This is a genomic window from Streptomonospora sp. PA3 (genome assembly GCF_009728995.1).
Taxonomy (GTDB): domain Bacteria; phylum Actinomycetota; class Actinomycetes; order Streptosporangiales; family Streptosporangiaceae; genus Streptomonospora.
The window spans coordinates 126,744-149,986 of the sequence record NZ_VTZW01000004.1; the positions used below are offsets into that span (position 1 = coordinate 126,744).

Below are 23,243 nucleotides of genomic sequence, written 5' to 3' on the forward strand. Positions count from 1 at the left end.
TGGAGAAAACGAAAACGATTGTCAAAACTGGCGAAGGCGGACCGCGCCCGCTGGAGGAGGCAGCGGACAGCGGCTCAGAACAGGCCGCTCTGCAGCAGGCCCAGGCCGAGCAGCACGGCGATCGCGGCCACCCGGGTGATCCGCTCGGCGCCGCGCAGGCGGGGCCAGGTCAGAAACGCCAGCCAGGCGAAGAACAGCGCGAGCAGTCCCAGCAGCAGTGCGCCGACGACGCCCGCGAGCACCAGGCCGGCGATGAGCACGGCGCCCATCACCGCAGGCAGCAGCAGGCGCGGCGCGTTGTGCAGCCATATCAGCGGCACCGCGCTGCGCCGCTCGATCTCCTGGCGCAGCCGCCCGGCACCGGGTGTGTAGAACGCGTCGCCCTGCGGCAGCGGCCGCGAACCCCCGGCCGCTCCCGCTGCGTCCCTGCGCTTGGCCGCCACCTTCTCCTCCGCCCTGACTGCCCCCGCATCCCTCCGCGGCGGCTCCTGACCGAAAAGCTTAGGCCCTGTCCGTCGAAAGCGGCAGCGCGGGTTTTCCGCTTCTCCCGCGGGTGTGCGGGGCGCTTCGATGCGCGGTCTTCCCTCCTCGCTCGTCGGTCCAGACGGCGCCGCGCCCCGCATACTCGCGCAGGGGCCCCGCAGTCCCCTGTGCGGCGACGGCGGGTGCGCCGCCCCTGGTGGGCGGGCTTGCGCGGGCCGCCGGTGGCTCCCGCCCCCCCCCCCGAGCCGGCCGGGGGAGCGCCCGCGGGTGCGAAACGCCGGACGGCGGGTGGCCTGTGCGGTGGGGACTCGCCGACCGCGTTATTTTGTAGGAGCACTCACACCGCAGGACCGGCGGTCGCGGCGGAGATTTACCGGTCACTTACACACGGTGACCTAGGTTGGCCGAAAGTCGCCGCAGGACAGCGCCGTCCGATCTTCGTGCTCCGCAGCAGACACGTCGGGAGATAGTTTTTCCGTGCCGAAGTTCAGCGTCATCGTGACCTTCGACGTCACCGAACCGCATCTGCAGGGCAGTCTCGATTCCCTGGCGCACCAGGACCAGGGCCGCGACGATGTCGAGGTCGTCCTGGTGCCGGTGGCTCCTCCCGACGCCGCCTCCGCGGACGACGCGCAGCACGAGCTCACGGCGGCGGGCCCGCCCGCCTCCGGCGAGCCCTCCTCGGCTGAGGCCGGGGGGCAGGGCGTCGACGCCGACGACGACCCCGATGAGGCCGACGAGGCGGACGAGGGCGAGGACGCCTCCGAGCAGCTGCGGGAGGCGCCCGAGGAGGAGAGCGACGAGGCCGTCGACACCGCCCGCGCCGAAGGGCTGGCCGCGGCCGGCGAGTTCGCCGCCGCCCCGCCCGCCGGGCTCGCGGTGTCGCTGGTGCAGGAGGCCGCCGAGTCCCACGGCGCGGCCCGCTCCCGCGGCGCCGCCGCGTCGTCGGGCGAGTACCTGATGTTCGTGGCCGGCGGGGACCGGCTGAGCAGCTACGCCCTGTCCTACCTGGGCCGCAGTCTCGACGCCTCGGGCTCCGAAGTCGCCGCCGGCAACGTCTACCGGTTCAACGACCTGGGCACCCGGCCCTCCAACGCCCACCGCAGCGTCTTCTCCAGAACGCGCACCGGCCTGGACGTGCACGGACTGCCCGCGCTGCTGTCCGACCGCCGCTACGGCAACAAGCTCTGGCGCCGGTCGCTGTGGGACCGGTTGCCCGCGGGCACCTTCGCCCCCGCCGCGGGATCCGGCCACGACCCCGACCTCGACACCGATCTGGACGTGGTGCGGGCGCTGTTCGCGGTACGCAGCATCGACGTGCTCGCCGCTCCCGTCCTGCTGCTGCGCGACCGCGCCGTCGGCGACGACCTCACCTCCGCGGCGGGCATCTCGCGCCGGCTCGCCGCGCTCACCGAGCTGTCCAGCGCGCTCAGCGGCCCCGACCGGGACCTGTGGGACTCCCGCGCGCTGCGCAGCGACGTGCGCTCCGTCCTGCTGCGCCTGGACGACGCCGACGACGCCGCGCGCAAGGTCTTCATGGACCTGGCCAACGCCTATCTGGGCACGGTCTCGCGCAGCGTCCTGGACGGCCTGGCCCCCCTGCACCGGCTCAACTACTTCCTGGTGCGCAAGCGCCAGGACGAGCGCCTGCTGGAGGCCCTCACCTTCCAGAAGAGCGTCGAGCTGAAGAAGGCCCCCGTCGTCCGCCGCGGCCTGCACTACTACATCCGCTACCCCTTCTTCGAGGACGCCGAGGCGGGCGTGCCGCGGGAGGTCTACCGGGCCGACAGCGAGCTCAAGGTCCGGCAGAAGACGGAGTGCGTCGAGTGGCGCGACGGGCGGCTGGTCGTCTCCGGCCGGGTCGGCATCGTCCACCTGCGCGCGGCGCGCCGCTGGCAGCAGCAGGTGGTCGCCTTCGCCCTCAACGCCGACACCGGGCGGCGCATCCCCGTGCCCGTCAAGGTGCGCCGGGCCGCGGAGTACCGCCTGCCCGACGTGCCCACCGCCGCCCGCCACGACTTCGGCGGCTTCGAGATCAGCGTCGACCCGGCGCGGCTGCGGAGCGGCGGCGGCTGGCACAGCGCCCGCTGGCAGCTTGAACTGGTGGTCATCAACCGCGGCCTGGTGCGCCGCCGCATCGTGGGCAACCCCGTCAGCGGTCAGCCCGAACGCCCGCCCTACCGCGAGGTCGCCGAGGACGTGTGGGTCCGCCCGACCTGGGACCGCGACAAGAAGCTGTCCATCGCGGTCTCCCCGGTGCAGGCCCGCCTGCGCGAGCACCGCGTCACCCGCGTCGGGGCCCGGCCGGAGCTGGTGCTGGGCGGGGAGTTCGTCGCCCCGCCCGCGGCCGAGACGCGACGGCTGCGGCTGACCCGTTCCCCGGGGACCGCGCGGCTGGAGTACCCCTTGGAGGTCGACGGCGCGCGCTTCTGCGTGCGGGTGCCGGTGGACGACCTGGTCGACAACGCGGTGGACGAGGGCACCCGGATGCTGCGCCAGGAGCTGTGGCAGGTGGAGCTGGTCACCCCCGACGACCGCACCGCCGCGGTGGTGATGCCCGAGGACGTGGAGTCCGCCGCCTACGCGGCCGTCGACGGCTACCACGAGGTCGCCGTGCAGCGCACCAGCAGCGGCCACGTCCGCCTGCGCGGCGGCTGGGCGCACCCGGTGGTGCGCGACGTCTCCTGGTCGGGGCGCAACCTGGTGCTGGAGGGCTACTACTCCGCCCAGGCCAAAGCCGAGCTGGTGTTCAAGGCCCTGGGCCGCGACGAGGAGCACCCCGTCGCGCTGACGCGCGAGGGCACCTCCTTCCGCGCCACCTTCACGCCCGCCGACATCCCCACGCTCTCGGGCACGCTGCCGCTGTCGGCGGGCAGCTACCAGTTGTGGGCGCGGGTGCGCCGCGAGGACGGCACCTCCACCGACATCGGCGCCGAGGTCGACATCGAACTGCTGCACCGCCTGCCGCTGCGCATGGAGACCCCCGAGCGCTCCTACGCCTTCGCCGACACCGGCAGCGACATGCCGGTGCTGCGGGTCAGCAGCGACCTGCGCCCCGAGGAGAAGGGCACCTACGCCCAGACGCTGCTGCGCGAGACCGTCTATCCGGCGCTGCGCAACGAGCCCCTGCGGCCCGACATCCTCTTCGACAGCTACACCGGCCGGCAGTTCTCCGACAGCCCGCACAGCATCTACGCCGAGCTGCGCTCCCGCGAGGAATGGGCCGACCACCCGATGTCGTGGCTGGTCAAGGACGGCCAGGTGAACCTCCCCGACGACCTGACCCGGGTGCGCCACAACGGCCGCGACTTCTACGAGGCCCTGGCCCGCAGCTCCCACCTGGTGACCAACTCCCGCCAGCCGGCCTGGTTCACCCGCCGCCCCGGCCAGGTCGTCGTGCAGACCTGGCACGGCTCGATGCTCAAGCGCATCGGCTTCGACATCGAGAACATCCGCGGCAAGTCCCGCGACTACCACGAGAAGCTGGCCTGGGAGACCCGCCAGTGGGACTACCTGGTCTCGCCGAGTCCGTGGGCCACGCCCATCCTGCGGCGCGCGTTCCGCTTCGAGGGCGAGATCCTGGAGACCGGCTACCCGCGCAACGACATCTTCTTCTCCGCCCGGCGCGAGGCGATCGCCGAGCGCACCCGCCGCAGGCTGGGCCTTCCCGAGGGCAAGAAGGTGGTGCTCTACGCGCCGACCTGGCGTGACGACAAGTACTACACCCGCGGCAAGCACAAGCTCGACCTGCACCTGGACCTGCGGCGGATGTATGAGAAGCTCGGCGACGACCACGTGCTGCTGGTGCGCCGCCATCCCCGGGTCGTCGACAGCGTGCCGATCGTGGGGCGCGACTTCGTCTACGACGTGTCGCTCTACCCCGAGATCATGGAGCTGTTCCTGATCACCGACGTGCTGGTCACCGACTACTCGTCGATGATGTTCGACTTCGCCAACACCGGCCGCCCGATGCTGTTCTTCACCTACGACATCGAGAGCTACCGGGACAACCTGCGCGGCTTCTACTTCGACTTCGAGGAGACGGCCCCCGGCCCGCTGCTGAAGCACTCCGACGACGTCATCGGCGCCCTGCTGGACGTGGACGAGGTGGCCGCGCGCTACGGCGACAAGTACAAGGCCTTCACCGACCGCTTCTGCCCCCTGGACGACGGCAACGCCGCCGCGCGCGTGGTGGACCGGGTCTTCGGGGCCGGCTGAGCCGCCCGCCGGCGCCGGGTCCGCGCGGTGCCGCCGGGGTGAGAGGATGGGCGCGTGGTCGTGATCACCCGTTTCACCGTTCCCGCGGGCGAGGAGGACGCGTTCGTCGCCCGCGCCGAGGCCGCCGTGGAGGCGATGGCTCGCCGCCCGGGGTTCCGCGGCTCGCGCATCGGCCGTGCCGCCGACGATCCGCGGCTGTGGACGGTGGTCACCGAATGGGAGGGCCCCGGCGCCTACCGCCGGGCGCTGTCGAACTTCGACGTGCGCGTGGCCGCGGTGCCGCTGCTGTCGACGGCCTACAACGAGCCCAGCGCCTACGAGGTCGTCTCGCGCCGCGACGGCGCGCCGCAGGGCGCCGGCTCCGGAGGCGCGTCCGGCTCCTCGGCCTGACCCGCGCACGCACCGTCCCGGCGCAAGCGGGCTGCGGGCGAAGAACCCGTCGCAGCGGTACGGTTTCCGCGCGTATCGCCGCGGGTGCACGTCCCCCCTCACCAGTCCCTTAAGCTGGGCACTCACCGTAGGTACATCGCGTTGCGCGATCCGCCGACCGCCAGCCGGATGGAGAATCGAGAGAGCTTATGGCCGCCAAGTCAGAGGCAATGGACGCCCTTGTCAACCTCGCGAAGCGCCGGGGCCTGGTCTACCCCTCCAGCGAGATCTACGGGGGTCTGCGCGCCTCGTGGGACTACGGCCCGCTGGGCGTGGAGCTGAAGAGCAACGTCAAGCGCCAGTGGTGGCGCTCCATGGTCCAGGAGCGCGAGGACATCGTGGGCCTGGACTCCAGCGTGATCCTGGCCCGCGAGGTGTGGGAGGCCTCGGGCCACGTCAACGCCTTCGTCGACCCGCTCACCGAGTGCCAGTCCTGCCACAAGCGCTTCCGCCCCGATCACCTCGTCGAGGCCTACGAGGAGAAGCACGGCCGCCCGCCCGAGAACGGCCTGGACGACCTCGCCTGCCCCAACTGCGGCGCGAAGAAGTCCTTCACCGAGCCGCGGATGTTCAACGCGATGCTGCGCACCTACCTCGGCGCCGTGCAGGACGACGAGTCGGGCCTGGCCTTCCTGCGCCCCGAAACCGCCCAGGGCATCTTCATCAACTACCTGAACGTGCAGCAGAGCGCGCGCAAGAAGATCCCGTTCGGCATCGGCCAGATCGGCAAGTCGTTCCGCAACGAGATCACGCCGGGCAACTTCATCTTCCGCACCCGCGAGTTCGAGCAGATGGAGATGGAGTTCTTCGTCCGCCCCGGCGACGACGAGGAATGGCACCAGTACTGGATCGACAGCCGCATGCAGTGGTACGCCGATCTGGGCATCTCCAAGGACAACCTGCGGCTTTATGAGCACCCGCAGGAGAAGCTCTCGCACTACTCCAAGCGCACGGTCGACGTCGAGTACCGGTTCAACTTCGCCGGCTCGGAGTGGGGCGAGCTGGAGGGCATCGCCAACCGCACCGACTTCGACCTGAGCACCCACTCGCGGGCCTCGGGCGTCGACCTGTCCTACTTCGACCAGGAGGCCGACGAGCGCTACGTGCCCTACGTCATCGAGCCCGCGGCCGGCGTCGACAGGGCGGTGCTGACCTTCATGCTCGACGCCTACAACGTCGACGAGGCCCCCAACGCCAAGGGCAAGCTGGAGAAGCGCGCGGTCATGCGCCTGGACCCGCGCCTGTCGCCGGTCAAGGCGGCCGTGCTGCCGCTGTCGCGCAACGCCGACCTCTCGCCCAAGGCCCGCGACCTGGCGGCGAGGCTGCGCCGGCGGTGGAACGTGGAGTTCGACGACGCCGGCGCGATCGGCCGCCGCTACCGCCGCCAGGACGAGATCGGCACCCCGTTCTGCGTGACCGTCGACTTCGACACCCTGGAGGACAACGCGGTCACCGTGCGGGAGCGCGACTCCATGTCCCAGGAGCGGGTCTCGCTGGACCAGGTGGAGATGTACCTGGTGGAGCGCCTGCCCGGCTGCTGAGCCGCTCTTTCGCGCCTTGTGCGCCGGTCGGGGCCCCGCCCGGCGCACAGGGACCCGCGCGCAGGGCCGCGCGGCCCCGGGACACGAAAGAGGCGACCGGACCCGGGGGGATGTGGTTTCCGGCCGCCTCGTTCGATCTGCCGGATGCACACACCCGGCGGAACCGGTTCTCACGCTATCTGCGGGACCGCCGCGAGAGGCGGTTGTGGCCCGGATCTCCCTCAGGTGTAAGCGAATCGTGACCGTCGCGGCGGGTCCGCGGCGGCCGCGGCCGGCCGCCGGAGGAGAACGTGTTCCCCTCCGCTGCGGGCGCGGAACGGGCAGGGCGCTTGGTCGCGTTCGGCGCTCAGCCGGCCGTGTAGACGACGAACGAGGCCGCGATGTAGTGGCAGGCGTAGGCCGCCACGGTCAGCGAGTGGAAGACCTCGTGGAAGCCGAACCAGCGCGGCGCGGGGTCGGGCCGCTTGAGCGCGTAGACCACGGCGCCGGCGCTGTAGAGCAGACCGCCCACCAGCACCAGGATCCAGGCCGCCGGGTGGGTGCCGCCGATGAGCTGCGGGACGAACAGCACCGCCACCCAGCCGATCGCCAGGTACAGGGCGGTGGACAGCCAGCGCGGCGCGTTGACCCAGAGCACCTTGAACAGCACCCCGGCGATCGCGCCCGTCCAGATCAGCCACAGCATGGCGGTCTGCAGGCCGCCGTTCAGCACCAGGACCACGAAGGGCGTGTAGGTCCCGGCGATGATCAGGTAGATGTTCGCGTGGTCCATCCGGCGCAGCACGGCCATCGGGCGGCGGGACCAGTTGCCCACGTGGTAGACGGCCGAGGTGGCGAACAGCAGCACGGCGGAAACCCCGTAGACGGCCGCGGCGATGCGGGCGGGAGCCGTGGGCGCCAGGCTGACGAGCACGATTCCGGCCGCCAGCGCCAGCGGCGCGGTGCCCAGGTGCAGCCAGCCGCGCAGGCGCGGCTTGACCGCCTCGACGATGTCGGCGGCGATGCCCAGCGCGCCCTCGTGCTGCTGGTCGGGGGGTGCGGGGTCCGGGCGCGCCGTGTCCTCGGGTCGCTGTGAACCCACGCCTGCTCCTCCGTCCTCCTGCGTGCCTTTTGCGGCGCGCAGTCCGGGCGGCCGGACCGCCGCGCCGCAGGTGAGGCCCTCCAGCGGCGAGTCTAACCTACGCACCCGTAGGTTACTGGTCGGTAGCGGTATGGTGCTGCGCACAGAGCGGCGGGCGGCGCCTCCGCCGCTCGCCCCTCGGGGTCACCCGTAGGAGCGCGCGGCGCCGGTGGAGCGCACACCGGGGACGGCGTTGTTGCGGAACGCGTCGACGAACAGGGCGCGGTCCTTGCGTGCCTGGTCGGCGTAGCGGCGGGCGAACTCGGTGTTCCAGGCGACGAACTCCTCCTCGTGCCCGTCGAGGACGTTCATGATCGCCTCCTCGGTCTGGAAGGGCACCAGCGACTGGTCGGAGTCGCGGTCGGAGACGCAGTGCGCCTTGGCCGTGGCCTGGCCCAGGTAGGCCAGTACCTCCCCGATCTCGTCCGGCTCGGTCAGGTCGCCCCACTCCAGGTCGGAGGTGTAGGGGGACAGCTCGGAGACCACGAAGCCGATGCCGCCGAGCTCGGTGTAGCCCAGCAGCGGGTCGGCGTGGGCCTGCAACGCGCGCTGGGAGACGGCCGTGCGGTGGCCGTGGTGCAGGAAGTAGTCGGTGATGCGGGCGTCGTCGACCACCCGGGCGGGAGCGGCCACGTTGCCCTGCTTCATCGACAGCACGATGTCGTTGTCCAGGGCTTCGCTGAAGCCCTCGATGAGGACGTTGTAGGCGGGCAGGCCGGCGCTGCCGATGCCGAACCCGGACTTGCCGACGACGTCCTTGACCCGGTAGGCGATGGAGCCGTACCGCTTGTCGGCGGGAATCGTCGCCCGGTAGGCGTCGAAGGCCGCGGCCACCGCCTCGCGCTCGTCGTCGCCCAGCCGCCGCACGCCGGAGTCCTCGCGGAAGTGGCGGTCGTAGCCGTCGATGTGCGTCATGGAGTCCAGCAGCGAGACGCGGCTGCTCATCCGGCTGCGCCGGAGCACCTCGCGGATCACGCCGCGGGTGGTGTCCAGCCGCAGCGAGAACGCCTCGTCGCCGCTGTGCTCGGCGAACCAGCGCACCTGCTCGACGTAGGAGCGCACGTAGGCCGCCACCAGCGCGTCGATGTCCTCGTCGGAGAAGGCCTTGCGCCAGCACAGCAGGGCGACGCTGGCGACGAACCGCCGCACGTCCCAGGTGAAGTGGCCCAGGTAGGCCTCGTCGAAGTCGTTGACGTCGAAGATGAGCGAGCCCTGCGCGTCCATGTAGGTGCCGAAGTTCTCGGCGTGCAGGTCGCCCTGGATCCAGACGCGCGAGGTGCGCTCGTCGGCCCAGGGGTCGGCCATGCCGACGACGTCGGCGTAGAACAGGCAGGCGCTGCCGCGGTAGAAGGCGAAGGGATCGGCCGCCATCTTGCGGAACTTGGTCCTGAAGGCGTCGGGAGCGGCCTCCATCAGCTCGGAGAACGCGTCGACCAGGGTGGCGATGATCCGCTCCTGGCGTTCGGCGTCGGATGATGCGGGCACCAGATCGCTCGATTCGGTCATACCCGCATACTCCCAGCGCCGCGCGGCCGTGTGCAGTATCCCCGGCGGGTGATGCGCCACTTCTCCACCGGCCCGCCCGGTGCCGCCGGCGGGTCCGCGCGGCCCGGTGCCCGCAGGGCGGGCCGATCGCGCCGCAGCGGTGCTCCGGGGCGGAGTGGACCAGTGCGGCCGCGCCGCCTCCGCGGCCGTGCCCGGGGCGGTGCCACACCAGCCACACCCGCAACCACCTGCGCGTCGACTTCGATCGGCCCGGATGCGGCCGCACCCTGCGCCGGATGAGGCTCGAATTCGTCCAGACCATTGGTTTAGACCTATTGCAATGCTCCTGCCTGCAGAAACGCCGGTAGTAGGGTGGGGTGAGTAGTCGGAAGCGGTCTGCTGGGTAGAGTCCCCGGCATTCGAGGACGAGCGGCGTGCGGCCGGTCGCAAGCCGTTTCCGACAGCAGGGAGCCACCGTGCCCAAGTACGTTTACGAGTTCGCCGAGGGCAGCAAGGACCTCAAGGATCTGCTCGGCGGCAAGGGCGCCAACCTGGCCGAGATGACCAATCTCGGCCTGCCTGTGCCCCCGGGGTTCACCATCACCACCGAGGCCTGCCGGTACTACCTGGCCCACGAGGCCGTGCCCGAGGGCCTCGACTCCGAGATCGACGCCAAGCTCAGCGCCCTCGAACGCGCGATGGGCAAGCGGCTGGGCCAGCCCGACGACCCGCTGCTGGTCAGCGTCCGCTCCGGCGCCAAGTTCTCCATGCCGGGAATGATGGAGACCGTCCTCAACATCGGCCTCAACGACGAGTCCGTCCACGGTCTGGCCGCCCAGTCCGGTGACGAGCGCTTCGCCTGGGACTCCTACCGGCGGCTGATCCAGATGTTCGGCAAGACCGTGCAGGACATCGGCGGCGAGCTGTTCGACGACGCGTTCGAGGAGGTCAAGCGGCAGAAGGGCGTCACCGACGACCTGGATCTCGACGCCGCCGACCACCGCAAGCTCGTCGACCTCTTCAAGGGGATCGTCGCCGAGCACACCGGCCGGGAGTTCCCCGCCGACCCCCGGGAGCAGATGGACCTGGCCATCCGCGCGGTCTTCGGATCCTGGAACGCGCCGCGCGCCGTGCTCTACCGCCGCCAGGAGCGCATCCCGGTCGACCTGGGCACCGCGGTCAACGTGTGCGCGATGGTGTTCGGCAACATGGGCATGGACTCGGGTACGGGCGTGGCCTTCACCCGCGACCCCGCCTCGGGCCGCCAGGGCGTCTACGGCGACTACCTGCAGAACGCCCAGGGCGAGGACGTGGTGGCCGGCATCCGCAACACCGTCCCGCTGGCCGATCTGGAGCGCATCGACCCCGACAGCTACGCCGAACTGCTGTCGATCATGGAGACGCTGGAGAACCACTACCGCGACCTGTGCGACATCGAGTTCACCATCGAGCGCGGCAAGCTGTGGATGCTGCAGACCCGGGTGGGCAAGCGCACCGCGGCCGCGGCCTTCCGCATCGCCGACCAGCTCATCGACCAGGGCATGATCACCCTGGACGAGGCGGTCTCCCGCGTCACCGGCGACCAGCTCGCCCAGCTGATGTTCCCCCGCTTCGCCGAAGACGCGGAGGGCCATCTGCTCGGCAGCGGCATGAACGCCTCGCCCGGCGCCGCCGTGGGCAAGGCCGTCTTCGACTCCTACACCGCGATCAAATGGGCGCGCAGCGGTGAATCGGTCATCCTGTGCCGGCGCGAGACCAACCCCGACGACCTGGAGGGCATGCTCTCGGCCGCCGGCATCCTCACCAGCCGCGGCGGCAAGACCTCCCACGCGGCCGTGGTGGCGCGCGGCATGGGCAAGACCTGCGTGTGCGGCGCCGAGGAGCTGGCCGTCGACACCAAGAACCGCCGGCTCACCGCGCCGGGCGGGGAGGTCGTCGAGGAGGGCGACGTCATCTCCATCGACGGCACCAGCGGCCGGGTCTACCTCGGCGAGGTGCCCGTGGTGGCCTCGCCGGTGGTGCGCTACTTCGAGGGCGAGATCGACCCCGCCTCCGACGAGGCCGACGACCTCGTCCGCGCCGTGGACCGCATCATGCACTACGCCGACGCCGCGCGGCGGCTGCGGGTGCGCGCCAACGCCGACAACGCCGAGGACGCCGCCCGCGCACGCCGCATGGGCGCCGAAGGCGTCGGGCTGTGCCGCACCGAGCACATGTTCCTGGGCGATCGCCGTCAGCTCGTCGAGCGGCTCATCCTCGCCGACACCGAGGACGAGCAGCAGGAGGCCCTGGACCGGCTGCTGCCGCTGCAGCGCGACGACTTCGCCGAGGCGTTCTCGGCCATGGACGGCCTGCCGGTGACCGTGCGGCTGCTCGACCCGCCGCTGCACGAGTTCCTGCCCGACATCACCGAGCTCTCGGTGCGCGTGGCCGTCGCCGAGTCGCGCGGCGAGAAGCACGAGAACGACCTGCGTCTGCTGCAGGCCGTGCACAAGCTGCACGAGCAGAACCCGATGCTGGGCCTGCGCGGTGTGCGCCTGGGCCTGGTGGTGCCCGGCCTGTTCACCATGCAGGTGCGCGCCATCGCCCAGGCCGCCGCGCAGCTGCTGAGCGAGGGCGGCCGCCCCCGGCCCGAGATCATGATCCCGCTCGTGGGCACGGTCCAGGAGCTGGAGATCATCCGCGACGAGTCCAACCGCGTGCTGCGCGAGGTCGGCGCCGAGTACGGCGTGGAGCTGGACTTCCCCGTGGGCACGATGATCGAGCTGCCGCGCGCGGCGCTGACCGCCGGGCAGATCGCCGAGAGCGCCGAGTTCTTCTCCTTCGGCACCAACGACCTGACCCAGACGGTGTGGGGATTCTCGCGCGACGACGTCGAGGCGTCGTTCTTCTCCGCCTACCTGGAGAAGGGCGTCTTCGGCGTGTCCCCGTTCGAGTCGCTGGACACCGAGGGCGTGGGCCGGCTGATCGACATCGCCGTCGCCGAGGGGCGCGCCGCCCGGCCCGGGATCAAGCTCGGCATCTGCGGCGAGCACGGCGGCGACCCCGCATCCGTGCACTTCTTCCACCGCGCCGGACTGGACTACGTCTCCTGCTCACCGTTCCGCGTACCCGTGGCCAGGCTGGAGGCCGGGCGGGCCGCGGCCCGCGGCTGATCGGCACACCCGGCACCGGCCCGGGGCGCGCGGTAGAGGATTCCGCGCGCCCCGGGCCGCCCGGCGGCCGCGCGCCCGCGGAGCAGCGCCGGGAGGGCCGCGGAGTCGGTTATCGTCGGGCGTATCCGACGATCGAGACCCGGGGGTGACCGGTGCCAGAAGCGGGGGAGGACCGCGGCGACGCCGCCTGGCCGCGGGAGGCGGCCGGACACCCGGCCGAGGCCACGCGGGTCTTCACCCGCGGCGTCGCGGCCGACCGCACCCAGCCGCTGTCCCGCGACGGCGCGCCCGGCGGCACCCGGCCCGCCGAACCGGGCGGCGACCCCGCCCCCTGGCCCCGTGCCGGGGCCGCCGAGGACGCGGGCGGGGAGCGGACGCGCGTCATGCGCCGTCCTGCGGCGGCGCCGGAGCCGGCGGCCGAGCCGGAGGGCCGGGGCCCGCGCGGCGGCCGCGCCGCCCGCCCGGCGCCGCGGCGGCGGCGCCGCTTTCGGCTGCGCTGGATCGTGGCGGCGGTGCTGCTGCTCGCGCTTGCGACTCCGCCCGGCACGTGGGCCTGGGTGTGGTACACCGCGCGCGCCGACGAGCGGCCGCCCTCGGACGCGATCCTGGTGCTGGGTGCCAGCCAGTACAACGGCCGCCCCTCGCCGGTCTTCGAGGCGCGGCTCGCCCACGCCCACGAGCTCTACCGCGAAGGCGTCGCCCCCGTTCTGGTCACCGTCGGCGGCAACCAGCCCGGCGACAACTACACCGAAGGCGGCTCGGGGCGCGACTGGCTGGTCGAGCACGGCGTGCCCGCCGGCGACGTCGTCGCCATCGAGGAGGGCGACGACACCCTGCAGAGCATCCGGGCCGTCCAGGACGTCTACGACCGGCGCGGCTGGTCCGGCATGGTGATCGTCACCGACCCCTGGCACAGCCTGCGCTCGCGCCTGATGGCCGAGGACCACGGCATGGAGGCGGCCACCTCGCCGTCGCGGTCGGGACCCGCCGTGATCGAGCGCGAGACCCAGCTGTGGTACATCACCCGCGAGACGGCGTCCCTCTGGTACTACTGGATCTTCGGCGACAGCAGCGACATCGAGGTCACCGCCGCCTGATCCCGCCGCGCCCGCCCCCGCGCGCCGCGCGCCCGGGCGGGCGTTGCATAGAGTCGACTGCAACCATGGCTGCCAGCGACGAGACCCCACCGCGGGGCTACAGCGCCCACGACCGGCGGCGCTGGGCCCCCGAACCCGCCAAGAGCCGGGCGCGCGGCCCCTTCGAGCGCGACCGGGCGCGCGTGCTGCACAGCTTCGCGCTGCGCAGGCTCGCCGCCAAGACGCAGGTGGTTCAGCCGGGCGCCAGCGACTTCCCGCGTACTCGGCTCACCCACTCCCTGGAGTGCGCCCAGATCGGCCGCGAGCTGGGCGGGTCGCTGGGGTGCGATCCCGACCTGGTCGAGGCCGCCTGCCTGGCCCACGACCTGGGGCATCCGCCCTTCGGCCACAACGGCGAGAAGGCCCTGGACGCCGCGGCCGCCGCCTGCGGCGGGTTCGAGGGCAACGCCCAGAGCCTGCGGCTGCTCACCCGCCTGGAGGGCAAGGTCGTCGTCGGCGACGACCCCGCGGCCGAGGCGGCCAGCGCCGGCCTGAACCTGACCCGGGCGACTCTGGACGCCACCCTGAAGTACCCGTGGCCGCGCGGCGGAGGAGACGGCCGCAAGTTCAACTGCTACCCCGACGACCTGGCGGTCTTCGCGTGGATCCGCGAGGGCGCGCCCGCGCCGCGCGGCGGCGGGCCGCCTCCGGTGTGCTTCGAGGCCCAGATCATGGACTGGGCCGACGACGTGGCCTACTCCGTGCACGACCTGGAGGACGCCCTGTACGCGGGCATGATCCGGCTGCCCGCGCTGCACAGCCGCGCCGAGCGCTCGGCGGTGTGCGCGGTGGCCGCGCGCCGCTACACCGACGCCGGTGCGGCCGAGCTGGAGGAGGTCTTCGCCGAGCTGATGGCCGAGCCCTTCTGGCCCAAGGAGTTCTGCGGCGACCTGGGCTCGCTGGCGGCCCTGAAGAACCTCACCAGCGAGCTGATCGGGCGGCTGTGCCGCTCGGCCGAACAGGCCACCCGCCGGGTCTGCGGCCCCGAGCCCATCACCCGCTACGCCGCCGACCTGGTCGTCCCGCGCCGCAGCCTGCTCGAATGCGCCCTGCTCAAGGCGTTGACCGCCCACTACGTCATGGGGCGCACGGAGGCGGTGGCCTACCAGGCCCGCGAACGCGAGATCATCGCCGAACTGGTCGACGCCGTCCGCCGCGGCGCCCCCGCCACCCTGGACGGCCCCTTCCGCACGGCCTACGAGCAGGCCCCCGACGACACCGCCGCCCTCCGCGTCGTCGTCGACCAGATCGCCTCCCTCACCGACACCTCCGCCCGCGCCTGGCACGAGCGGCTGGCGGGGTAGGCGGGAGCCGGCGAGGCGACCGACCGGCCGGGGCCGGCTGGCGGGTGCCTCATCGCCGGCCGTTCGGACGTCCTCAGGCCCGGGGAACGGGACGGGAAGCCAGCGAGATCTCGACATGGAAGCAATCCCTGAGTTCGTGCCGGGTGCGGTCGTCGTCCGCCGTGTCGTCGAACAGGGCGGTCAGCTCCTCCTCGAGTTCGGCGTTCCACTCGTCCTCCGTCCAGCTGATGCGCGCGGCGGTCAGCAGCAGCCGCGGAGCCGAATAGGTCAACGACAGCGACACGTCGTCGAGCGGGGTGACGTCGAGCTCGACGTCGTCGGCGGCGCCGACCCGGACGCCGGCCAGCGGCAACTTCAGGGCCGGGCGCCCTTGGCGGCGCAGGTACAGGTCGAGGTCCTTGCCGCTGCCCTGGATGACCACGCTCACCATGGCGATGCCTTCGGCGGGAACGGGCACGGACCAGGTTCTCGTCGCCATAGCTCCTCCGGTGCTTGGCGGCCGGGTGAGTCGCCTGCACTGTCGGTCCCGACCGCGACGGATTGTCGACTGACGGATTGTCGACTATCCGTATACAGGTAGGCACCGACGGTTTTCGCGCCGGCTGCGCCGGCCCGGTGCGGCGTCCTTCCTCCACCGCTGCGGACCGGATCCGCCGGGCGGGTCGCGGTCCGGGTGCTAATGTGGCGGCGCCGCCTGCGCGGTGAGGTGACGCGATCTCCGTTGTGGTGAACCGCGCGCCCGCCGCCTGCGGTTCATGCTCCTGGCGGGGGTGGACCGCCGCGCCGGTGTCCTTACGGAAGGTCTTCATGCCGGCTTCATCGCCGTATTCGCCGTCGTCCTCGGCGTTCTCCGCCGTCGTCGATCGGCTGCGCGGTGACGGGTGCGTCTTCGCCGAGGACGAGGCCCGGTTGCTGTTCTCGGCCGCATCCGCTCCCTCGGACCTGGATGCGCTGGTCGAGCGCCGCGCCGCCGGGGAGCCGCTCGAACACGTCGTGGGCTGGGCCGAGTTCTGCGGACTGCGCATCGCCGTCGATCCCGGCGTTTTCGTGCCGCGGCGGCGCACCGAGTTCCTCGTGCGGCAGGCGGCGGCCCGCGCGCCCGCTGAGCCCGTCGTCGTCGACCTGTGCTGCGGGACGGGGGCGCTGGGTGCCGCACTGGCCGCGCTGCGGCCCGGAGCCGAGGTGCACGCCGCCGACGCCGACCCGGCCGCGGTGGCCTGCGCCCGGCGCAACCTCGCCGGGCTCGGCGGCCGGGTCTATGCGGGGGACCTCTACGACCCGCTGCCGCGCGGTCTGCGCGGGCGGGTGGACGTGCTGGCGGCCAACGTGCCCTACGTGCCCACCGGGGAGATCGGTCTGCTGCCCGGCGAGGCGCGCGACCACGAGGCCCGCTCGGCCCTCGACGGCGGCCCCGACGGCCTGGACGTGCTGCGCCGGGTGAGCGCCGCGGCCGCGGACTGGCTCGCGCCGGACGGGCTCCTGCTGTCCGAGACGAGCGTGCGCCAGGCGCCCGCGGCCGCGGCGATCGCCGCGGCCGACGGCCTGGCGGTCCGCGTGGCCGCGGACGAGGAGGCGGACACCGCCGTCGTGGTGGCCACCGCTCCGAACGGCTGACGCTCTGGGGCGCGAGCGCGGTACCGCGCCGCCGCGGTCGCCGCGCCGCGGACGGCTCATCGCCTCGGTACGAGCGTGCCACCGCCCACGTCGCCACCGCTCCGAACGGCTGACATCCCCGTGTCCGCACGGCCGGCATCGCCGCGGCCGGCGCGGTTCCGCTCCCGGCGGGCGCGGTCCGTTGCGCATCCGTTGTGATCCGGATTACGCGGTCCCCTTGACGGGGGTGAATGTTAGCGCTAACAATGTTGCTCACGTCACCTGGACGTGAGACCTCGACCGCAGAACCTGGAGCACGCATGTCGGTACCCGTTGGGCGCAGTCCGGTCATGGCCGATGTCGCGCGGCTGGCCGGAGTGTCCCATCAGACCGTCTCGCGCGTGCTCAACGGGCACCCCAACGTCCGCGCGGAGACCCAGGCCCGGGTGCAGGCCGCGATCGAGGAGCTGGGCTACCGCCGCAACTCCTCGGCGCGGGCGCTGGTCACCCGCCGCACCGGCGTGATCGGGGTCGTCGCCTTCGACACCACCCACTACGGCCCCGCCCAGACGCTGTCGGGCATCGAGCACGCCGCGCGCGCCGACGGCTACTTCCTCAGCGTGGTGACGCTGCAGACCGTCACCCGCGAGGCCGTCAGCGAGGCGATGGACTACCTCGCCCAGCAGTCGGTCGAGGGCTACATCGTGATCGCGCCCAAGCGCGCGGTCGTCGAGGGCCTGGCCGGCCAGCCCGCCGAGCGCCCGGTCGTGGCGGTCGAGGGCGGCGAGGCCCCGGATGTCCCCGTCGTCTGCGTCGACCAGGTCGGCGGCGGCTATCTGGCAACGCGCCACCTGCTCGAGTTGGGCCACCGCACGGTGCACCACATCGCCGGCCCCGGCGACTGGCTGGAGGCCGAGGGCCGCATCGCCGGCTGGCGCCGGGCCCTGGAGGAGGCTGGCGCGCCGGTCCCCGCCCCGCTGCACGGCGACTGGCGGCCCCGCTCGGGCTACCGGATCGGCGCCCAATTGGCCGGCGACCCCGACGTCACGGCCGTGTTCGTGGCCAACGACCAGATGGCGCTGGGTGCGCTGCGGGCGCTGGGCGAGGCGGGCGTGCGGGTGCCCGACGACGTCAGCGTCATCGGCTTCGACGACATCCCCGAGTCCGAGTTCTTCACTCCGCCCCTGACCACGGTGGCCCAGGACTTCAGCGAAGTGGGCCGCCGCGGGATCGGCCTGCTGATCGACCTGCTGGAGGAACCCGCCACCGCCCCCTCGAGCCCGGCGCGCAGCGTGGTGCCTGCCCGCCTGGTCACCCGAGTCAGCACCGCACCCGCCCGCGCTTAGCCGGCCGCCCCTTGGAGGAGCTCGTGAACGAGAATGTTAGCGCTCACAAACCCGATGTCGTGATCGGAGTCGACTTCGGGACGCTGTCGGGGCGCGCGGTCGTCGTCCGGGTCGCCGACGGCGCCGAACTGGCCAGCTCCGTGCACGAATTCGAGCACGGCGTGGTCTCGCAGGCGCTGCCCGGATCCGGTACCCCGCTCGCCCCCGACACCGCACTGCAGATCCCCGAGGACTACCGGGCGGTGCTGCGCAACGCCGTGCCCAAGGCCCTGGCCGCGGCGGGCGTGCCCGCCGAGCGCGTCGTCGGCATCGGCACCGACTTCACCGCCTGCACCGTGCTGCCCACCACCGCCGACGGCACCCCGCTGTGCGAGCTGCCGGAGTTCGCCGACCGCCCGCACGCCTACCCCAAGCTGTGGAAGCACCACGCCGCCCAGCGCGAGGCCGACGACATCAACGCACTGGCCGCCGAGCGCGGCGAGCCGTGGCTGGCGCGCTACGGCGGCAAGATCAGCTCCGAGTGGGAGTTCGCCAAGGGCCTGCAGGTGCTGCGTGAGGACCCCGAGGTCTACCGCCGCACCGAGCGCTGGATCGAGGCCGCCGACTGGATCGTGTGGGTGCTCTGCGGCGCCGAGACGCGCAACGTCTGCACCGCGGGCTACAAGGGCATCTACCAGGACGGGGCCTGGCCCGGCCGCGACTACCTGGCCGCGCTCCACCCCGAGTTCGCCGGGTTCGCCGACGAGAAGATCGCCCACCCTCTCATGCAGCTGGGCGAGCGCGCAGGCGGGCTCAGCGCCGCCGCCGCGGCGCTGACCGGCCTGCCCGAGGGCATCGCCGTGTCGGTGGGCAACGTCGACGCCCACGTCACCGCGGCCGCCGCGCAGACCGTCGAACCGGGCCGGATGCTGGCCGTCATGGGCACCAGCACCTGCCATGTCATGAACGCCGCGGACTTCGCCGAGGTGCCGGGCATGTGCGGGGCGGTGCGCGACGGCATCGCGCCGGGCATGTGGGGCTACGAGGCCGGCCAGAGCGGCGTCGGCGACATCTTCGGCTGGTTCGCCGAGGGGTATGCGCCCCTGGAGTACCGGCGCGAGGCCGACGAGCTGGGCATCTCCGTGCACGAGCTGCTCTCCCGCAAGTCCGCCGACCAGCCGGTCGGCGGCCACGGGCTCGTCGCACTGGACTGGCACAGCGGCAACCGCTCCGTGCTGGTCGACCACGGCCTCTCCGGCGTCGTGTGCGGACTGACCCTGGCCACCCGGCCCGAGGAGGTCTACCGCGCGCTGGTGGAGGCCACCGCCTTCGGCACCCGCACCATCCTGGAGGCGTTCGCCGCCTCGGGCGTGCCGGTCGAGGAGTTCACCGTCGCCGGCGGGCTCAAGCGCAACGCGTTCGTCCTGCAGATCTACGCCGACGTGCTCAACCGGCCGCTGCACATCACCGACTCCGACCAGGGCCCCGCCCTGGGATCGGCCATCCACGCCGCCGTGGCCGCCGGAGCCTACCCCGACATCCGCGCCGCCTCGGCCGCCATGGGGGGCGCCACCCGCGACGCCGTCCTGCCCGACCCCGACCGCGCCGCCGCCTACGACCGGCTCTACGCCGTCTACACCGACCTGCACGACCACTTCGGCCGCGGCGGCAGCGACGCGCTGCACCGGCTGCGCACCATCCGCAACCAGAGCCTGACCCCGTGAGGGACGCCATGACAGCACTGTCCACGCACTCCGCCGCGCTGGAGAGCACGCGCGACGAGGTCTGCGCCCTGCACGCCGAACTGACCCGCTGGAACCTGGTCACCTGGACCAGCGGCAACATCTCGGCGCGCGTGCCCGGTACCGACCTGATCGTCATCAAGCCCAGCGGTGTCACCTACGAGGAGCTGACACCGGCCTCGATGGTGGTCTGCGACCTGCACGGCACGCCGGTCGAGCAGGGCTGCTCCCCCTCCAGCGACACCGACGCCCACGCCTACGTCTACCGGCACATGCCCGAGGTCGGCGCGGTGGTGCACACCCACAGCACCTACGCCACCGCCTGGGCGGCCCGCCGCGAGTCGATCCCCTGCGCCATCACCGCGATGGCCGACGAGTTCGGCGACGACATCCCGGTCGGCCCCTTCGCGCTCATCGGCGGCGACGACATCGGCCGCGGCATCGTCGCGACCCTCAGCGGGCACCGCTCCCCGGCGGTGCTGATGGCCTCCCACGGCGTCTTCACCATCGGCAAGGACGCCAAGTCCGCCGTCAAGGCCGCCGTGATGTGCGAGGACGTCGCCCGCACCGTGCACCTGGCCCGCCAGCACGGCCCCGTCGAGCGCCTGCCCCAAAAGGACATCGACGCCCTCTACGACCGCTACCAGAACGTCTACGGCCAGAGAGAAGGTACCGACCAGTGAGCGAACGCCTTCCCACCATCGGGATCCTCGGCATCATGCAGCCCCTCTACGACGACATGATCCCGGGCATCACCGACCGGCAGGCCGGCTACGCGCGCCGGATCGCCGACAGCCTGGCCGACGTGGCCGACTGCGTGGTCGCCGACCCGGTGCGCGGGCGCGCCGACGCCGAGCGGGCCATGCGGGGCTTCGAGAACGACGACCTGGACGGCGTCCTGATCGTCATGCTCACCTACGGCCCGTCCCTGCGGGTGACGCGGGTGCTGCACGAGGCGCGGGTGCCCCTGTGCCTGGCCAACATCCAGCCCGACCCGGTGGTGACACCGGAGTGGGACATGGACGACATGACCTACAACCAGGGCATCCACGGCGCGCAGGACACCGCCAACGCCATGGTGCGCGCCGGCCGCGCCTTCGACGTCATCACCGAGGAGTGGCCCAGCGACGCGTTCCGCGAGCGGGTGGGCCGCTGGGCGCGCGCCGCCCGCGCCGTCACCGCCTGGAAGCGGCTGAAGGTGGGCGTCTTCGGCTATGCGATGAACGGCATGGGCGACGCGCGGGTCGACGAGACGGCCTGGATGCGCAAGCTCGGCCCCGAGATCGAGGTCATCGCGCCCGGCGCGCTGCACCGCGCCATGGCCGAGCTGCCCGAATCGGCCGTGGACGCGCTGATGGCCGAGGAGGACGAGCGCTTCGCCGTCGACGAGCGGCTGTCCAAGGAGGAGCGCGAGGACCACGCGCGCATGCAGCTGGCCATCGAGCAGCTGCTCACCGAGCACGGGTGCGGCGCCTACTCCACGCACTTCGACGCCATCGGCGAGGACGGCAGGTTCGCCCGGCTGCCCATGGCCGCGGCCTCCAGCCTGATGGCCCAGGGTTACGGGTTCGCCGGCGAGGGCGACGTGCTGGCCGCCTCGATCGTCTACGCCGGCCACCAGCTCGCCGGCGACGGCCACTTCACCGAGATGTATGCGATGGACTTCCCCAGCGACTCCATCCTGATGAGCCACATGGGGGAGGGCAACTGGAAAGTCGCCCGAAGCGACGAGCCGGTGCGGCTGATCAAGCGCCCGCTGCCCATCGGCGGGCTGGACGACCCGCCCACGCTGCTGTTCCGCATCCAGCCTGGGCCCGCGACGCTGGCGTCCCTGGTCGCCCTGGGCGGCGAGCGGTTCCGGCTGGTCGTCGCCGAAGGCGAGGTCCTGGACTCCCAGGAGCTGCCGGCGCTGGAGATGCCCTACGGCCAGTTCCGCCCCGCCTCGGGCGTGCGCGGCTGCATGGACGCCTGGCTGCGCGCGGGAGGCACCCACCACATGGTGATGAACCTGGGCCGCACCGCCGCCGACTGGAAGGTCTTCTGCGACCTGGCCGGAATCGAGTTCGTCCAGGTCTGAGGAACCCCGGCGCGGCCGCGGGCCGATCCCCGCGGCCGCCCGGTATCCGACGGCGCACGCGGTCAGCCGCCGCGGCGCCGCCGCACACCCGTACCCGCCTACACCACGCACCGCACCGGACACCACGAGCACACCCGCAGCGCGCGAGAGTCTCGCGCGAAGGCCGGCGCAGGCGCCCCATTCGCCCGCGACCGGCCCGCAGGGGGCGGCGGACACGCGCGCCTCCCGACCCGCGGTCGAACGGGGGACGGCCGCACCAGCGCAGCGAAAGCAGAGGAGTCGCCATGCGCAGACGACACACCCCCGGCCCCGGGCCGGCCCCCGCCCTGGGACGCCGCGCGTTCCTGGCCGGCGGCCTGGCCGCGGCCGGGACGGTCCTGGCCGGCTGCGGCCCCGCCGACACCGTCCTCACCGATCGGCAGCGGCTGCGGCAGTGGAACCTCTTCACCGGCGGCGACGGCGCCCGCATGGTGGAGATGCACACCGCCTACCGCAAGCAGCATCCCGGCATCGACTTCCAGCCCTCCACGTTCCAGTGGGGCAACCCCTACTACACCAAGTTCACGATGGGCGCCGCGGGCGGGCGCGCCTTCGACATCGCCACCCTGCACGTCTCGCGCCTGCGCGGCCTGGGTGTGGGCACCCTGATCTCCCCGGTGCCCACGGACCTGCTCGCCCAGCACGGCATCACCCGCGACACCGTCTTCTCCAACATCTGGGACAAGTGCACGATCGACGGCGAGCTCTACGCCATTCCGCTGGACACCCACCTGATCGTGACCTACTACAACCGGCCCGTCTGCGAGGAGGCCGGGGTACTGGACTCCGACGGCGAGCTCGTCGAGATCAACGACGAGGACGACTTGTTCGAGGTGTGCGCGGCCGTCAAGGAGGTCACCGGGCAGTTCGGTGTCGTGACGGACACGACGCACGCCTGGCGCCCCTTCTGGTCGCTCTACCGCCAGCTCGGCGGGGAGCTCCGGTTGGAGGGCGAACTGGGGATCGACGACGACAAGGCGCTGCGCGCCCTGGACCTCCTGCGCCGCCTCTCCGCGGAGGGCCTGGCGCCCAAGGCGTCCGACGGGGCGGCCACCCCCGCCAACTTCCAGAACGGGATCGCCGGACTGATGCTCTCCGGCAACTGGGAGCTGCCCACGCTCAAGGACGCCGGAATGGCCTTCGGCATGCGCCCCTTCCCGGGCATCTACGGCGAGGAACTGGGCCAGGGCGACTCCCACTGCTTCGTCCTGCCGGTGCGCCGCGAACCCGACGAGGACGCCGTCGCCGCCGCGGTGGAGTACGCGGCCTGGATGCTCAAGAACAGCATCACCTGGGCCGGCGGCGGCCACATCCCCGCCTACACGCCGGTCACCGAGAGCCAGGAGTACGCCGACCTCCAGCCGCAGGCGAACTACCGGCACGCCGCCGAGGACGTGCAGTTCGACCCGCAGGCGTGGTTCAGCGGATCGGCGGCCCAGCTGCAAGCGGACGCCGGGGCGATCTTCACCGGCGTGCACACCGGTGCGGTGACACCCGAGACCGCTCTGGACCGCTTCAAGCGCGCCGCTCAGAACCTCATCGACACCCCTTCGCCGGTGTAAGCCGTGCCCGCCCCCCATCTCCCGTTTCGTCGGA

General features: G+C 72.5%; 16 protein-coding genes. 12 read left to right on the plus strand and 4 right to left on the minus strand.

Annotated elements, in window-relative coordinates; translation table 11 throughout:
* Positions 1-74 precede the first annotated feature (74 nt).
* Complete coding sequence (locus FZ103_RS03370) at positions 75-443, minus strand: DUF6703 family protein (protein WP_186355750.1); 369 nt, start codon at positions 441-443, stop codon at positions 75-77.
* Positions 444-960: 517 nt separating this feature from the next.
* On the opposite strand from FZ103_RS03370, the gene FZ103_RS03375 reads away from it, so the two are divergent.
* The 3 genes from FZ103_RS03375 (at position 961) to FZ103_RS03385 (ending at position 6,671) form a co-directional block, all read left to right on the plus strand.
* Complete coding sequence (locus FZ103_RS03375) at positions 961-4,701, plus strand: CDP-glycerol glycerophosphotransferase family protein (protein ID WP_186355751.1); 3,741 nt, start codon at positions 961-963, stop codon at positions 4,699-4,701.
* Between the two features lie 54 nt (positions 4,702-4,755).
* Complete coding sequence (locus FZ103_RS03380; protein WP_186355752.1) at positions 4,756-5,091, plus strand: antibiotic biosynthesis monooxygenase family protein; 336 nt, start codon at positions 4,756-4,758, stop codon at positions 5,089-5,091.
* Between the two features lie 188 nt (positions 5,092-5,279).
* Positions 5,280-6,671 (plus strand): glycine--tRNA ligase, encoded by a 1,392-nt coding sequence (locus FZ103_RS03385; RefSeq protein ID WP_186355753.1) that lies wholly within the window; start codon positions 5,280-5,282, stop codon positions 6,669-6,671.
* A gap of 346 nt (positions 6,672-7,017) precedes the next feature.
* On the opposite strand, the gene FZ103_RS03390 is transcribed toward FZ103_RS03385, so the two are convergent.
* Together FZ103_RS03390 and FZ103_RS03395 are read right to left on the minus strand one after the other, a co-directional pair.
* Positions 7,018-7,752 (minus strand): hemolysin III family protein, encoded by a 735-nt coding sequence (locus FZ103_RS03390; protein ID WP_394350070.1) that lies wholly within the window; start codon positions 7,750-7,752, stop codon positions 7,018-7,020.
* Positions 7,753-7,935: 183 nt separating this feature from the next.
* The gene (locus FZ103_RS03395; protein WP_155998774.1) at positions 7,936-9,297 is read right to left on the minus strand and encodes a DUF2252 domain-containing protein; all 1,362 of its coding nucleotides are present in this window, start codon (positions 9,295-9,297) and stop codon (positions 7,936-7,938) included.
* A 455-nt stretch (positions 9,298-9,752) separates the two neighbouring features.
* On the opposite strand from FZ103_RS03395, the gene ppdK reads away from it, so the two are divergent.
* The 3 genes from ppdK (at position 9,753) to FZ103_RS03410 (ending at position 14,871) form a co-directional block, all read left to right on the plus strand.
* A complete protein-coding gene (gene ppdK / locus FZ103_RS03400; RefSeq protein WP_186355754.1) occupies positions 9,753-12,431 on the plus strand; it encodes a pyruvate, phosphate dikinase in 2,679 nt (892 codons plus the stop codon).
* A gap of 152 nt (positions 12,432-12,583) precedes the next feature.
* A complete protein-coding gene (locus FZ103_RS03405) occupies positions 12,584-13,528 on the plus strand; it encodes a YdcF family protein (protein WP_343233359.1) in 945 nt (314 codons plus the stop codon).
* A 65-nt stretch (positions 13,529-13,593) separates the two neighbouring features.
* The gene (locus FZ103_RS03410; RefSeq protein WP_155998775.1) at positions 13,594-14,871 is read left to right on the plus strand and encodes a deoxyguanosinetriphosphate triphosphohydrolase; all 1,278 of its coding nucleotides are present in this window, start codon (positions 13,594-13,596) and stop codon (positions 14,869-14,871) included.
* 73 nt (positions 14,872-14,944) lie between these two features.
* Here FZ103_RS03410 and FZ103_RS03415 read toward each other — a convergent pair whose 3' ends face one another.
* Positions 14,945-15,349, minus strand: coding sequence for a hypothetical protein (locus FZ103_RS03415; protein WP_155998776.1), 405 nt, complete (start codon positions 15,347-15,349; stop codon positions 14,945-14,947).
* Between the two features lie 329 nt (positions 15,350-15,678).
* Here FZ103_RS03415 and FZ103_RS03420 point away from each other — a divergent pair, with 329 nt between their 5' ends.
* From FZ103_RS03420 to FZ103_RS03445, 6 genes are all read left to right on the plus strand, one after another.
* Positions 15,679-16,485 (plus strand): putative protein N(5)-glutamine methyltransferase, encoded by an 807-nt coding sequence (locus tag FZ103_RS03420; RefSeq protein WP_155998777.1) that lies wholly within the window; start codon positions 15,679-15,681, stop codon positions 16,483-16,485.
* Between the two features lie 299 nt (positions 16,486-16,784).
* A complete protein-coding gene (locus FZ103_RS03425) occupies positions 16,785-17,810 on the plus strand; it encodes a LacI family DNA-binding transcriptional regulator (protein WP_186355755.1) in 1,026 nt (341 codons plus the stop codon).
* A 23-nt stretch (positions 17,811-17,833) separates the two neighbouring features.
* The gene (gene araB, locus FZ103_RS03430) at positions 17,834-19,513 is read left to right on the plus strand and encodes a ribulokinase (protein WP_343233360.1); all 1,680 of its coding nucleotides are present in this window, start codon (positions 17,834-17,836) and stop codon (positions 19,511-19,513) included.
* 8 nt (positions 19,514-19,521) lie between these two features.
* Positions 19,522-20,214: an L-ribulose-5-phosphate 4-epimerase gene (locus FZ103_RS03435; protein ID WP_155998779.1), complete on the plus strand. Its 693-nt coding sequence runs from the start codon at positions 19,522-19,524 to the stop codon at positions 20,212-20,214.
* 35 nt (positions 20,215-20,249) lie between these two features.
* Positions 20,250-21,608 (plus strand): L-fucose/L-arabinose isomerase family protein, encoded by a 1,359-nt coding sequence (locus FZ103_RS03440; RefSeq protein WP_155998900.1) that lies wholly within the window; start codon positions 20,250-20,252, stop codon positions 21,606-21,608.
* Positions 21,609-21,892: 284 nt separating this feature from the next.
* Entirely contained in the window at positions 21,893-23,209 is a 1,317-nt protein-coding gene (locus FZ103_RS03445) for an ABC transporter substrate-binding protein (RefSeq protein ID WP_155998780.1), read from the plus strand.
* The last annotated feature ends 34 nt before the right edge of the window (positions 23,210-23,243 follow it).